Source organism: Pseudomonas sp. NPDC078416, from assembly GCF_050268485.1.
Lineage (GTDB): Bacteria > Pseudomonadota > Gammaproteobacteria > Pseudomonadales > Pseudomonadaceae > Aquipseudomonas.
This window is the reverse complement of record NZ_JBNNGV010000002.1, coordinates 42,448-55,983: the sequence shown is the minus strand read 5'-3', so window position 1 is coordinate 55,983 and position 13,536 is coordinate 42,448. Positions and strand designations below refer to the sequence as shown.

At 58.6% G+C, this 13,536-nt stretch carries 14 protein-coding genes; 8 read left to right on the top strand and 6 right to left on the bottom strand.

The features are described from left to right. Positions 1–283 precede the first annotated feature (283 nt). The 3 genes from ACQKEN_RS04135 to ACQKEN_RS04125 form a co-directional block, all read right to left on the bottom strand. Positions 284–1,138, bottom strand: a complete 855-nt coding sequence (locus tag ACQKEN_RS04135; RefSeq protein ID WP_427683884.1) for a pirin family protein — start codon at positions 1,136–1,138, stop codon at positions 284–286. 278 nt (positions 1,139–1,416) lie between these two features. Beyond that, positions 1,417–2,220, bottom strand: coding sequence for an MlaA family lipoprotein (locus ACQKEN_RS04130; protein WP_065986871.1), 804 nt, complete (start codon positions 2,218–2,220; stop codon positions 1,417–1,419). Continuing rightward, the gene (locus ACQKEN_RS04125; RefSeq protein ID WP_065986875.1) at positions 2,213–3,511 is read right to left on the bottom strand and encodes a serine/threonine protein kinase; all 1,299 of its coding nucleotides are present in this window, start codon (positions 3,509–3,511) and stop codon (positions 2,213–2,215) included. The genes ACQKEN_RS04130 and ACQKEN_RS04125 overlap by 8 nt, the downstream gene beginning before the upstream one ends. Positions 3,512–3,732: 221 nt before the next feature. Here ACQKEN_RS04125 and ACQKEN_RS04120 point away from each other — a divergent pair, with 221 nt between their 5' ends. Further along, positions 3,733–4,098 carry a hypothetical protein gene (locus ACQKEN_RS04120; protein WP_427683882.1) on the top strand — a complete coding sequence of 122 codons (366 nt, stop codon included), beginning with the start codon at positions 3,733–3,735 and terminating at the stop codon, positions 4,096–4,098. 650 nt (positions 4,099–4,748) lie between these two features. Here ACQKEN_RS04120 and ACQKEN_RS04115 read toward each other — a convergent pair. Then, a complete protein-coding gene (locus tag ACQKEN_RS04115) occupies positions 4,749–6,341 on the bottom strand; it encodes a glycosyl hydrolase family 17 protein (RefSeq protein WP_427683880.1) in 1,593 nt (530 codons plus the stop codon). A gap of 503 nt (positions 6,342–6,844) precedes the next feature. Here ACQKEN_RS04115 and ACQKEN_RS04110 point away from each other — a divergent pair. From ACQKEN_RS04110 to ACQKEN_RS04095, 4 genes are all read left to right on the top strand, one after another. Next, the gene (locus ACQKEN_RS04110) at positions 6,845–7,702 is read left to right on the top strand and encodes a glycine betaine ABC transporter substrate-binding protein (protein ID WP_427683878.1); all 858 of its coding nucleotides are present in this window, start codon (positions 6,845–6,847) and stop codon (positions 7,700–7,702) included. 219 nt (positions 7,703–7,921) lie between these two features. Beyond that, a complete protein-coding gene (locus tag ACQKEN_RS04105; RefSeq protein WP_427683876.1) occupies positions 7,922–8,233 on the top strand; it encodes a DUF485 domain-containing protein in 312 nt (103 codons plus the stop codon). Then, on the top strand, positions 8,230–9,888 hold the full coding sequence (locus tag ACQKEN_RS04100) for a cation acetate symporter (protein WP_427683875.1): 1,659 nt from the start codon (positions 8,230–8,232) through the stop codon (positions 9,886–9,888). The genes ACQKEN_RS04105 and ACQKEN_RS04100 overlap by 4 nt, the downstream gene beginning before the upstream one ends. A gap of 591 nt (positions 9,889–10,479) precedes the next feature. Next, positions 10,480–10,749 (top strand): hypothetical protein, encoded by a 270-nt coding sequence (locus tag ACQKEN_RS04095; RefSeq protein ID WP_427683873.1) that lies wholly within the window; start codon positions 10,480–10,482, stop codon positions 10,747–10,749. A 546-nt stretch (positions 10,750–11,295) separates the two neighbouring features. On the opposite strand, the gene ACQKEN_RS04090 is transcribed toward ACQKEN_RS04095, so the two are convergent. After that, the gene (locus ACQKEN_RS04090) at positions 11,296–11,454 is read right to left on the bottom strand and encodes a DUF3309 family protein (protein ID WP_020290439.1); all 159 of its coding nucleotides are present in this window, start codon (positions 11,452–11,454) and stop codon (positions 11,296–11,298) included. A gap of 450 nt (positions 11,455–11,904) precedes the next feature. On the opposite strand from ACQKEN_RS04090, the gene ACQKEN_RS04085 reads away from it, so the two are divergent. Next, a complete protein-coding gene (locus ACQKEN_RS04085) occupies positions 11,905–12,717 on the top strand; it encodes an SDR family oxidoreductase (RefSeq protein WP_427683871.1) in 813 nt (270 codons plus the stop codon). A gap of 71 nt (positions 12,718–12,788) precedes the next feature. Beyond that, positions 12,789–13,121: a YnfA family protein gene (locus ACQKEN_RS04080; protein ID WP_427683869.1), complete on the top strand. Its 333-nt coding sequence runs from the start codon at positions 12,789–12,791 to the stop codon at positions 13,119–13,121. Here the strand turns inward: ACQKEN_RS04080 and ACQKEN_RS04075 are convergent, their stop codons facing one another. Further along, positions 13,122–13,262, bottom strand: coding sequence for a hypothetical protein (locus ACQKEN_RS04075; RefSeq protein ID WP_427683867.1), 141 nt, complete (start codon positions 13,260–13,262; stop codon positions 13,122–13,124). Positions 13,263–13,322: 60 nt separating this feature from the next. Between ACQKEN_RS04075 and csrA the strand changes: the two genes are divergently transcribed. Then, on the top strand, positions 13,323–13,520 hold the full coding sequence (gene csrA / locus ACQKEN_RS04070; protein WP_427683865.1) for a carbon storage regulator CsrA: 198 nt from the start codon (positions 13,323–13,325) through the stop codon (positions 13,518–13,520). Positions 13,521–13,536 lie beyond the last annotated feature (16 nt).

The following is a 13,536-nucleotide window of genomic DNA, read 5'->3' as shown; positions in this document are numbered from 1 at the left end:
CCTACAACGGATTTGCTTAGGCGGGGATTTCAGCGTCAGGCACAAAACCTGTGGGAGCCGGCTTGCTGGCGAATACGGTGTGTCGGGCGCCATCGTTGGCTCAGGCAGATCGCATTCGCGGGCAAGCGCGCTCCTACAGCGGATTTGCTTAGGCGGGGATCTCAGCGTCAGGCACAAAACCTGTGGGAGCCGGCTTGCTGGCGAATGCGGTGTGTCAGGCGCCATTGTTGGCTCAGGCATACCCCATTCGCGGGCAAGCGCGCTCCTACACTGTAAGTGGCGTTCACGCGGTCAGCTTGTCATCTCGAAAATCCCGCAGGGCTTGTTCGATCTCTTCACGGCTGTTCATCACGAACGGGCCGTACTGCACGATCGGTTCGCCCAAGGGTTTGCCAGCGATCAGCAGCACGCGGGCGCCTGCCTGGGTGCTCAGCTTAATCTCACCGCTTTCCGACAACCGCGCGAGACGGCTCGTACCCAGTTTCTGTGGCTGTCCTGCCATCTCGACTTCACCTTCATACACGTACAGCAGCACGCGATGGCCCTCGGCGACGCGCGGGTTGATGTGGCTGCCGGCGGGCATGTGGAAATCGAAATACTGCGGCTCGGTGTCCGGGCGCTGCACGGCGCCTGCCTGGGACGTTTGGCCGTCGTCGAACTGTCCGGCGATTACCACAACCTCGACGCCGTTTTGCGTAGTGATGCGCGGAATGCGTTCGGGCTGAATATCGTCGTAACCGGCGTCGCCCATCTTTGATTTGGCCGGCAGGTTGAGCCACAGCTGGAAGCCGCGCATGGCGCCTTCTTCCTGCTCGGGCATTTCGCTGTGAATGACCCCGCGCGCAGCGGTCATCCATTGCACGCCGCCGCCTTGCAGCAAGCCGACGTTGCCCATGTGGTCTTCATGGCGCATGCGGCCTTCGAGCATGTAGGTCACGGTCTCGAACCCGCGATGGGGGTGGGGCGGAAAGCCGGCGATGTACTCGTCGGGGTTCTCCGAGCCGAACTCATCAAGCATCAGGAACGGGTCGAAGGATTCAATGCCTGGCCCGCCGAACACACGGGTCAGCTTGACGCCAGCGCCGTCCGACGTCGGTTGCCCGGCCTGGATCGACAGCACTTTACGAAATTGGGTCATGGGGCTCACTCCGGCAGAAGGGGAATGGCGCCTATGGTAGGCCTGTTGAGGCGATGGATGGGTGACGTTTTTGCGGGGGAATGATCGGGTTTGGCGATGGGTTGCGGGCTTTATTCCCAAGACTCCAGGAGACCCCCATCATCCGGAAGATGTGAGGTCGCGCAGCAGACACTGTGTGTGTGGAAGCGAGCTTGCTCGCGAAGAGGTAACGGCCGCCGCTAGATCTCTAGCAGCGATATACCGTTTTCGCGAGCAAGCTCACTCCTACAATGAGGCGATTACTCGGACACCTGCAGCTTGCGGGCTTCGGTGTACACGTAACGCACTTTCTCGTACTCGAACGGCGAGTCCATCTGACCATAGCGGAAGCTGGTCGTGTAGCGACGGTCGATGGCGCGCAGCAGGTATAGCTCGGGATGGTCTTCGCTGACCTGGGCGACGTTGAGGAAGTTGATCTGCGATTCAGCCGTGAAGTCGAAGACCAGACCGCCAGTGTCACGCAGGTTCGACGGGCCGAGGATCGGCAGCACCAGGTACGGGCCGGCCGGTACGCCATAGAAGCCCAGGGTCTGACCGAAGTCTTCGCTCTGTTTCTTCAGGCCCATCATGGTCGCCGGGTCCCACAGCCCGGCAATGCCGAGTGTGGTGTTGACGATCAGGCGGCCGGTGGTTTCCATCGAACGCTTGCCCTTGAACTGCAGCAGACTGTTCAGCAGGTTCGGCACATCGCCCAGGTTGCTGAAGAAGTTGCTGACGCCCGTGCGCACGAAGCTCGGCGTGACGTATTTGTAGCCGTTGACCACCGGCAGGAATACCCACTCATCGAAGCGATAGTTGAAGTGGTAAACCCGACGGTTCCAGGACTCGAGCGGATCGTAGACGTTCAGCGCGTTGAGCGACGAACGCTCGAACTCCTGAGCGTCCAGACCCGGGTTGAATTTCAGCGACTTCAACGGCTCGGTGAACCCGTCCGGGTTGTCGATCCGCTGAACCGGGGCTGCCTGGGAAACGATCGGCGCGTCGGCCGCGTGGACGGCGCCAGCGCAGAGGAGGGCGGCGATAAGCAATAGACGTTTAGCCACGGAAAAACTCCAGCATGGCGTCGCTGTTGACGCGATAGTTCATGTTGCCGCAGTGACCGCCGTAAGGGTAAACGGTCAGGCGATCGCCAAAAGTCTTGCGCAGGAAACCGAGGTCGCCCGGGCCGAGGATCACGTCGTCGGCGTTGTGCATCACAGCGATCTTCTTGCTGCTCGCCAGGTAATCCTTCAGCGCGTACAGGCTGACCTGATCAACCAGCTGCAGCAGGCTGCCGCCGTCGGTGCGGGCACGCCACATCGGGATGACTTGCTCGGTTACGTAGCAATCGAAATCGCACTGCAGCGCGCGCTTGAGGAACGGCGTCAGGCTGGTGCCTTCGCTGATCGGGGTCTTCGGCGGGGTAATCAGGCCGCGACGGTTGATCAGGTCGGAGGTGAACGCGATGTCGGCAGCAGAGAAACGGAACGAGGTGCCGATCAGCATGGCCATCTGTTCATTGGACAGGTGCTGCTTGGACTGCTGGAAGTCATACAGCAGGGCATCGTTCAGGTCGATGTAACCCTTTTCGCGGAAGTAGCGGGTCAGCTTCTGCAGCACCAGTTCATAGAAGGTGGTGCTGTTGGTGATGCCTTTGACGTCGGTTTGCACCATCTTGTCGAGGTTGGTGATCGACGTGTACAGGTTCACCGGCGGGTTGATCAGCAGCACTTTCTTGAAGTTGAAGCTGCGGCGGGTTTCGTCGAGTTTGCTGACGAACGCCGCATCCAGCGCGCCGAGGCTGTAACCGGTCAGGTAATACTCGGTGACCTGCAGCTTGGACTGCTGGGCGCGAACGGCCTGCATGACGCGGTATAAATCTTCGGCGTCTTCCTTGGTCACGCCTGGGGTGGCGAAACGTGAGGCGGCGCTCATGAAGTCGTAGCTGGTAGGCGACGAAAGCTGTACGACGTTGTAACCCGCGCCGTAGTAAAGCTTCTTCAGGTATTCGTTCAACGTGCTGTTATAAGGCGCGCCGGTGCCGGCAATCAGAAAGATCAGCGGTGCAGGGTGGTCTTGTTTGGCAAGGCGGTAACGCAGTTTCTTCACTGCCCAGAAGTTGTCCGGCAGTGTGAACTCACGCTCCGGACGCATGGTGAGGCTGTAATCGTCCTGATCGATGTCGGCGTCTTCAGGCACCTTGGCACGCAAATCCGGTGGAGTCGTGGCGATGGTCGCTTCGAACGGATTGGTCAAGGGGAAGCCATAGCTGGACGGATCGATATCGACCGCCATCACGGACGCACTCAAAAACAGGCCGCCTGATAAGGCGGCGAGGCGCAGAAAACGAAGCATGACTGAATCCCTTGGGAATGATGTGCTGTTGAAATACGCAGGCTATGACACGGGTGTAGTGCCAAAGTGCCGTGACGGCAAGTGACTCTCGCATGGCCCTCCGCGACGATACAGGTTATGGCACTTCTGGCCTGTCTGCTCGTGCTTTTTATCAGCCGTATGGTTTTGCCCGGGCGGCTGCGGCTATGCTGCGCGCCGTTGGTAATTTTCTGGAGTGTGTCGTGTCCCGTCGTCTGCCGTTGGTGGTGCTGTTTTTCATTCTGGCGCTGTGGCTCGCCGTCAGTTACGGCTTGCGTTACGGCCTGATGGAAGACGTGCAATGGGTAGGTATCTGCGCTGACGAGGCGTCGAAATGGCAGTGCCAGTTGCGCTCGAACCTGGGCCTGTGGATTCACTTCGGTGTGTTCGGATGGGGCGCGCTGATCACATCGCTGGTCGCGTTCTTTGTGCCACGTCAGGTCGGTCGAGCGCTCGCGGTCGTTGGCTTGCTGGTGGGGATACTCGCGCTGGTGCTGTACACGGCCAGTCTGGCGGTGTTCGCGGTGGTGATTGCCGGGTTGCGGCTGGTGCGTAGTCAACGTGCGTAATCAACAAGCCTGACGTCACAAAGAGCCTGACCGCAAACGCCAAACGCCAGACAGCATAAAGGGGAGCCGAAGCTCCCCTTTTAATCGTTGCACGTTCTCTTTCTTATTGTTGTAGGGCGGTCTGTTGTTGTTATTGGCAACCGGTCCCTCTACAGCGTCTTCGGTGATCCCCATACGGGATACAAGAGCAAACGTATTTTTTTGAGCGCTGACCTGCTTTGATTCCTCTTCTGCGAGAGGTGATCCAACCCGTTCTGGCCGCTACCTGGGGGTAGTTTTATTGTTCTCGGTCGGGCTGCGAGGCCGGGGCCTCGGTAAAGCATTTCTACTCCAAAAAAATCTGTTGGCTGCGTCTCTGTGCCGTTGTTCTTGTTATGTCAGAGCCGATTCATCTTATTTTTATTGGGTTTTCACATTTTGTTCTTGTTATGCAGCAGATATAGCAGGGTGCGTGCCAACTTTTGAAATCCCTTTTAAATCAAGGGATTGTGAAATCTGATCAGTTTGCACCCCTGCCGTGTAACGGAATTCTGTTTCCGTGTTACCCGCCTGCGAGCGTTTCAGGCTATCGGCGGTAACACAATGTATCCGTCGCCCTGCACACTCGGTTACATAGGATCAGCTACGCGGCATCAGCTACGCAGCATCGGTTACACAGCGTCCGCCATTGCCCTGACATCGCTCGGCGCCTTCATCCGAGCGCCGATACGCACGCTGCGCCACAGTGCCAGCGCCATCAACATGCTCACCACCGCCCACGCCCACGCCTGGGGATTGCTCAGGCCTTCGCGAAACAGCTGCGGCGCGATACCGGCGCCGACGATGAACATCAGCAGGCCGATCTCTCGGCGCGGTGCCGCCACCGGGCGGATCAGGTAGACCAGGGCGGGCACCCACAGCGTCGCGGTCGCGAAGCTGCGGTAGCGCGGATCAAACACCATCGCCAGCATCATCACCGCCGCCGCGAACCCGCTGGCGTACAACCACCATCCCGCCCGGGCGTCCAGCCAGGCGAACACGCGCTCGCGCCAGCCTGCGCGGGCGGACAACCCCAGTGCGGCGTGAGCAAGCACTACCAGATTCAGCGCCACCAGCGCCGCCGCCCACATGTATTCGCCGGCAAAGCGGCTGGTCACCCGGGCCAGTTCACCCCAGGTGCCGATGCAGCAACCGGCGAACGCCGCCATCAGCGGGAGCATCAGCGCGCCTGGGCGATTGACACGACCCGCCCACGCCAGCGTCAGCAGGGCGATCGCGCCACTGACCGTCAGCCAGAATGGCCACAACGGCAGGTTCGACACCGGTCCGGCCAGCACGCCTTTGTCCTGGCGGTCGGCATCGAACAGCCCCCAGTAACCGCCCACTGCGCCTTCGGACTGGCGCTTCCACGGCTGGTCGAAGGCCTCGATCAGGTTGTAGTGCCAGCCGTGCTGCTCGGCCATTGCGACAAAACTGCGAATGAATTTGGCCTCGTTGACCCGGCTGGGCAGCGCCGTTTCACGCTGGCGGCCTTCGCTGGGCCAGCCAGTCTCGCCGATGAGAATGTCCTTGGGCGCGAATTGCTTGCCGAACGTTTCACGGATCTGCGCGACATGGGCCAGGGCCTCGTCGATGCCGGTGGGGTCGTCTTCCCAATACGGCAGCAGGTGGATCGTCAGGAAATCCACAGCCGGCGCGACTTCCGGGTATTGCAGCCAGTATTCCCAGACGTCTGCATAAGTGACCGGCTGCTTGACCTGCGCTTTTACCTGACCAATCAGCGTCGCCAACTGAGCGCCGGTGACTTCCTTGCGCAACAGGCTTTCGTTACCGACGATCACCGCCGTCACCACATCCGGGTGCGTATTGGCTGCCGTGACCAGCGCCTTGATTTCCTTGGCCGTGTCCACCGGATTGCCGTTGACCCAGGCGCCGAGCATCAGCTTCAGGCCGTATTTGCGGGCGATGTCCGGAAGCGCTTCCATGCCGGTCATCGAGTAGGTGCGCACGCAGTCGAAGCGCGTGGCGAGGAGCGCCAGGTCAGCGTCCATCCGTGCGGGGCGCAGGGTGAACGGCTGATCGAACGGCGATTGATCTTTGTCGAACGGGGTGTAGGACGCACATTGCAGTTTGTGGGTCGGCGTGGCGGCGTCCGGCAGAATCACCGGCTTGCCCAGCCAGTACCAGTAGCCGCACAGGCCAAGCAGGGCAATCACACAGGAGAACAGGTAAAGGACGACAGGCGAGCGGGACGGTGCGGACATGATGGGGCCGAAGTGGGGCGAAGGGCGGCATATTAGCAAGATGATGCGGTTACATCTGTAGGAGCGTGGCTCGTCCCGCGATCGGCTGCGGAGCAGTCGTTAAACCTCGCGACGCCATTCTCGCTGACACACCGTATTCATTGCATTGCATTGCTGCCGCTGCGCGCCAGATCGCGGGACAAGCCACGCTCCTACACAACCCGTCCTCTCAGCGCTTTTGCAAACCATGCAATTTCCGGACGAATCGCTAGGCGCTTTACGACCTGTCTGTCGTTGATGGCGCGGTGATGTCGTTTACCGGGTGGCTGGGTGTCGCTGGCAGGAAAGGCACAAGGTGTGTGGGGGTTGATGATCAATCGTCCACGCAGCGATTGCGTCTGCGCAGGCACGTGGTGAAAGCGTGAAACGCGTTGCTTGCCCCGAACCAGGGCGCGAGTGCGACGTTATAAGAACGTTAACGACGCCCGACCGCTGTCGGGTTCTGGACTACCGGGGAAGTGAAAATGACGATGCGAAAAATCCTGGGTGTCGGTGCCGCGCTGGCACTGGCCATCAGTTCCACCCTGGCCCACGCCGACGCCAAACCCGAGCTGAGCATCGGTTACGTCGATGGCTGGTCCGACAGTGTTGCCACCACCAACGTCGCCGCCGAGGTGATCAAGCAGAAACTGGGTTACCCGGTGAAGCTGCAGGCCGTTGCGGCCGGGATCATGTGGCAGGGCGTCGCCACCGGCAAACTGGACATGATGCTGTCTGCCTGGCTGCCCGTGACCCACGGCGAGTACTGGACCAAGAACAAGGACAAGGTCACCGACTACGGCCCCAACTTCAAGGACGCGAAAATCGGCCTGATCGTGCCTGAGTACGTGAAAGCCAACTCGGTGGCGGACCTCAAGACCGACGAATCCTTCAAGAAGAAAATCGTCGGCATCGACGCCGGTTCAGGCGTGATGATCAAGACCGATCAGGCGATCAAGGATTACGGCCTGGACGGTTACAAGCTGCAGGCCAGTTCCGGCGCCGGCATGATCGCCGAGCTGACCCGCGCCGAAAACAAGAAGGAATCCATTGCTGTCACCGGCTGGGTGCCGCACTGGATGTTCGCGAAGTGGAAGCTGAAGTTCCTCGAAGACCCGAAGGGCGTTTACGGTGCGGCTGAAACCGTCGACAACATCGGCAGCCTGGACCTGGCGAAGAAGGCCCCGGACGTGGCGGATTTCCTGAAGAAATTCCAGTGGACCAACAAGGATGAAATCGGCGAAGTCATGCTCGCCATCCAGGACGGCGCCAAGCCTGAAGCGGCGGCCAAGGACTGGGTCGCCAAGCACCCGGATCGCGTCAAGGAGTGGACCGGCAAGTAATCGGTCACAAAGATTTAACATCGTACCTAACCGCCTGGCGAGCCATCGCCAGGCGGTTTTTTGTTGCCTTCACCCCACTGCGCAATCAACAGCGCGTAAAAGAGGCAATCCTTCGAACATCAACTAATGTCGTTCTAATACTAAGGTCGTCTGGAGTGCAACGCAGAGCGGACTAAAGTGCAAACCGTGACATCCATCTGTGCTGCGAGGACAAAAACAATGAACGACAGCATTTACCTCTCGATTCAGAACAGCCCGCGCTTCAAGGAGCTGGTCTCGAAAAGGGAACGATTCGCCTGGATTCTCTCGGCAATCATGCTTGGGCTTTACGCCGCATTCATCCTTTTGATTGCGTATGGGCCTCATATTCTCGGCGCTAAACTCAGCGCCACATCCACCATCACCTGGGGCATGCCGATCGGGGTCGGGCTGATTCTGTCCGCGTTTATTCTGACCGCCATCTATGTTCGCCGCGCAAACGGTGAATTCGATGACCTGAACAACGCGATCCTGAAGGAGGCACAGCAATGATCCGGCGCCTGCTTGCGGCCTTCGGCCTTGCGGCTTTCGCACCAACACTCTGGGCAGCCGAAGCGCTGACCGGTGCGGTGCAGAAGCAACCGTTGAACGTGTCGGCGATCATCATGTTTGTGGTCTTCGTCGGTTTCACCCTGTACATCACCTACTGGGCGTCGAAAAAGAACAAGACAGCGTCGGACTATTACTCGGCAGGCGGCAAGATCACCGGTTTCCAGAACGGTCTGGCCATCGCCGGTGACTACATGTCGGCGGCGTCCTTCCTGGGGATTTCCGCGCTGGTGTACACCTCCGGCTACGACGGTCTGATCTACTCCATCGGCTTCCTTGTGGGCTGGCCGATCATCCTGTTCCTGATCGCTGAGCGCCTGCGTAACCTGGGCAAGTACACCTTCGCTGACGTGGCGTCCTATCGCCTGAAGCAGAAGGAAATCCGTACCTTGTCCGCCTGCGGTTCGCTGGTGGTGGTGGCGTTCTACCTGATCGCGCAGATGGTCGGTGCCGGCAAGCTGATCCAGCTGCTGTTCGGTCTGGACTATGCGGTGGCGGTAGTACTCGTCGGTATCCTGATGTGCCTCTACGTGCTGTTCGGCGGCATGCTGGCGACCACGTGGGTACAAATCATCAAGGCGGTGATGCTGCTCTCCGGTGCGTCGTTCATGGCGTTGATGGTGATGAAGCACGTCAACTTCGACTTCAACGTGCTGTTCTCGGAAGCGGTGAAGGTTCACCCCAAAGGTGAGGCGATCATGAGCCCGGGCGGTCTGGTGAAAGACCCGATCTCGGCGTTCTCGCTGGGTCTGGCGCTGATGTTCGGCACCGCGGGCCTGCCACACATCCTGATGCGCTTCTTCACCGTGAGTGATGCGAAGGAAGCCCGTAAGTCGGTGCTCTACGCGACCGGGTTCATCGGCTACTTCTACATCCTGACCTTCATCATCGGTTTTGGCGCGATCCTGCTGGTCAGCACCAATCCGGCTTTCAAGGACGCGGCGGGCGCGTTGCTCGGCGGCAACAACATGGCAGCGGTTCACCTGGCCGATGCGGTCGGTGGCAGTCTGTTCCTGGGTTTTATCTCGGCGGTGGCATTCGCGACCATCCTTGCTGTGGTGGCGGGTCTGACGCTGGCCGGTGCATCGGCGGTGTCCCACGACTTGTATGCCAGTGTGATCAAGGCGGGCAAGGCCAACGAGAAAGACGAGATCCGTGTGTCGAAATACACCACGGTTGCGTTGGCGGTGGTGGCGATAGGGTTGGGTATCGCGTTCGAGAGTCAGAACATTGCGTTCATGGTGGGCCTGGCGTTCTCGATTGCGGCGAGCTGTAACTTCCCGGTGTTGTTGCTTTCGATGTACTGGAAGAACCTGACCACTCGCGGCGCGATGATCGGTGGCTGGATGGGGTTGATCAGTGCCGTGGTGCTGATGGTGCTCGGGCCGACCATCTGGGTGCAGATTCTGCATCATGAGAAGGCGATTTTCCCGTACGAGTATCCGGCGTTGTTTTCGATTGCGATTGCGTTTGTCGGGATCTGGTTTTTCTCGATTACGGATAAGTCGAAGGCGGCGGAAGGTGAGCGTGCGTTGTTCTTCCCGCAGTTTGTGCGTTCGCAGACGGGCCTGGGGGCCAGTGGTGCGGTGTCGCATTGATTTGAGGTAGTGCTTAGCGAAAACGCCCCGATTATTCGGGGCGTTTTTGTTTTAAAAGCGTTTAAGGTCAAGATCAAGAGCGTCTGCCTGGGGCAGACTGTTTCGCCTTCGGCGAGTTACTTGGAAAAGTCGAAAGTCGCACCATCCCCAAGTAACCAAGGGTGCTTGCTCCTGGCTAGGCCCGACTTCGTCGGGTTCCCTTACTTCGACGATGCTCCGTGGGCCCGCGCCGAACGGACATCCATGTCCTGACGGCGCTCTCGCCGCATCCCTGCGGCTCGACCCACTGCGCATCGTCTACGTTCGGCCTGCGCCCAAGTCGCGTTAGGCGGTGTCTGGGCTTTTTGTGTATGAAGATCAAAAGCGACGGCAATGGCAATGGCTGAAGCCGGTCCCAATGACTGCACGCGCACTCACTGTAGGAGCCGGCTTGCTGGCGAACCGGCGTTTCAGGCGAGGATGAATCTGAGGCAGATGTCATTTATGCGTTCGGGCCTTAAAAAGATTGAACCGCTTTTAAGCCGGTTCGCCTAATGATTAGCGTGTGGAGATTCCCACAGGCCTTGTGCTAATACCGGCACTCTTCGAGAGGTGGTTAACGTGGCTAAAGACGACAAGAAAACCAAAGGTGACGCTTCGAAAGCCAGCAAGGATTTGAAGGACAAAAAGTCCTCTCCAGAAAAGAAATCAGCGGCGGCCTCGACGCTTTCTAAGTCTTCTGAAAAGAAAGACGCCAAGAAAGACACCAAGAAAGCGGTTGAGCCCAAGAAAGCTGCAAAGAAAGCTGATAGCAAGCCAGAGAAGGCCAAGAAGTCAGACAAGGCAGAAAAAGCCGACAAGCCTGCAAAAAAGAAAAAGTGATAACTGCTATCTGCTAGGGCGTAACGCCCTAGCTTCCTCAGAACGTCCTGTTCGATTGCTGTAAGCCCTCACTCCCCTGAATTCCTTAATACCCAATGGTATCTTCGTGTCAGATACCCCTCGTTCGCCAGCAAGCCGGCTCCTACAGTCGAGGGGCGCGCAGTCAGTGGGACCGGCTTCAGCCGGGAAGCCGTTGCTTTTGTTGTTGCTTTTGATCTTCGTACGCGAAAAGTCCAAACACCGCCAATCGCGACTTGGGTGCAGGCCGAACGCAGACGACGCAGAGTGGGCCGAGCGGCATGGATGCCGCGAGAGCGCCGTGAGGACATGGATGTCCGTTCGGCGCGGGCCCACGGAGCGTCGTCGGAGTGAGGGAACCCGACGCAGTCGGGCCCAACCGAGAGCAGGGACTTTTGCTTACTTTTGGTGCTTTTCAAAAGTAAGTCGCCGAAGGCGAAACAATCTGCCCCCAGGCAGATCCACCCTTAAATAAACACAAAAAAAAACCGCGCCTAAGCACGGTTTTTTTTAATGCCTGCCTGGCAGTTAAATCCTGCCCAGCAACACCAATATCAGCAGGATCACCAGGATCGTACCGATGATGCCCGACGGACCGTAGCCCCAGCTGCGGGAGTGCGGAAATACCGGAAGTCCGCCGACCAACAGCAGGATAAGGATGATGATCAGAATTGTGCCGATGCCCATGACGAGTTCCTTCTAGTGTTCTTGGAAGATGGCTATGCAGTTCAAGAGGTTGCCTCTACGGCTAATCATTGTGCTGCTTGATGGATCCGACTGTCGGACTAATCAAAAGGTTCTGAACGGAAGAAATAAAAATTAACATCTCCAAGCAAAAACAAAAAAAACCATAGGCATACGCGTTTAGCAGAAAACTTGGGTGCTTCAAATTCTGATTAAAAAATGCGCAAAAAAGTACCCTGTCTGGTGTGGAACCAAGCTGTAACTAACGGGTCGCCAAGTTCGATATAACGCGCTGCCCATCAAACACCCAACTGGCTAAATACATCCAAAAGAGTGATAAGGCCTCCAAGGCATCGGTTTGCCTCCCATATTCAGCGACCTGATGAAGGGTTTGTCGGACAATCCTCCTGTTTACACTCTAGCGACTTATTCGTAACCGACAAGGCGTCTGCTATGCACAATCGCATCATGATCACCGGCGCAGGGTCCGGGCTGGGACGAGAGATCGCGCTGCGCTGGGCGCGCGAAGGTTGGCAGCTGGCGCTGTCGGATGTCAGTGACAGCGGCCTTCAGGAAACCCTGCGCCTGGTGCGCGAAGCAGGTGGGGACGGTTTCGTACAGCGCTGTGACGTTCGGGACTACAGCCAGCTCACCGCGTTCGCCCAGGCCTGCGAGCAGAAATTCGGCGGCATTGATGTGATCGTCAATAACGCCGGCGTCGCTTCTGGCGGGTTCTTTGGCGAATTGTCCCTTGAGGATTGGGACTGGCAAATCGCGATCAATTTGATGGGGGTCGTCAAAGGCTGCAAGGCGTTTTTGCCGCTGCTGGAGCAGAGCAAGGGCAAGATCATCAACATCGCCTCCATGGCGGCGTTGATGCAGGGGCCGGCGATGAGCAATTACAACGTCGCCAAGGCGGGCGTGGTCGCGCTGTCGGAGAGCCTGCTGATCGAGCTGCGCCAGCAGGAAATCGGCGTGCATGTGGTGTGTCCGTCGTTCTTCCAGACCAACTTGCTGGATTCCTTTCGCGGACCCACGCCGGCGATGAAAGCCCAGGTCGGCAAGCTGCTGGAAAGTTCGCCGATCAGCGCCACGGATATCGCCGATTACATCTACCAGCAGGTCGCCAGCGGCGAATTCATGATCCTGCCCCATGAGCAAGGGCGAATGGCCTGGCAACTCAAGCAGAAAAATCCCCAGTTGCTGTACGACGAGATGGCCAACATGGCGGAGAAAATGCGCGCCAAGGCGAAGTCCGGGAGCTGATCAAGGCGTTCGCCGCGGGATTTTCTGATAGGGTTGCCGGCACTTTCCGGCTCCCCTGGATGAGGCTCATCGTGCTCAATTACCTGTGGTTTTTCCTTGCTGCCTTGTTCGAGATCGCCGGGTGTTATGCCTTCTGGATGTGGCTGCGCCAAGGCAAGAGCGCGCTGTGGGTCATTCCCGCGCTGATCAGCCTGACACTGTTCGCCGTCCTGTTGACCAGGGTCGAAGCCACGTATGCCGGGCGCGCGTACGCGGCGTACGGTGGTATTTACGTCATTGCTTCCATTGCCTGGCTAGGCGTTATTGAACGTGTCCGCCCGCTGACATCGGACTGGATCGGCGTCGGCTTCTGCGTCATCGGTGCCACCATCATTCTGTTCGGCCCGCGTTGGTCTGCCGCCTGATCACACGTCGCTCTGGGCAAAACTGACGTCCAACACACCTTTCTCGGACGTCCAGGCCGGAAATGCCCGGGCGCGTAGGAAGCGTCTGTCAGCCATGTTCTTGAAGGGTTGAAGGGCGTTACTGATTTTGCGCTGGCGCATTGAAGCGCCGGGACCTGAGCGTCAACCTGCTTCCTCGGTTACAGCCAAGGAGCAGGACGTATGCTGGTATTGACGCGGGAAGTCGGCGAGACCTTCAATATTGCCGATGACATCACCCTGAGGGTGCTGGGCATCTCCGGCAATGAGGTGCGCCTGGGAATTGATGCGCCGCAAAGCGTCCGAATTCATCGGACAGAAGTTATTCGACGAATCGCCTCACGGCTGCAGAACCTGGCCAACCGGGGACCGGGCAGGTGAGTCAACTTCAGTCGCC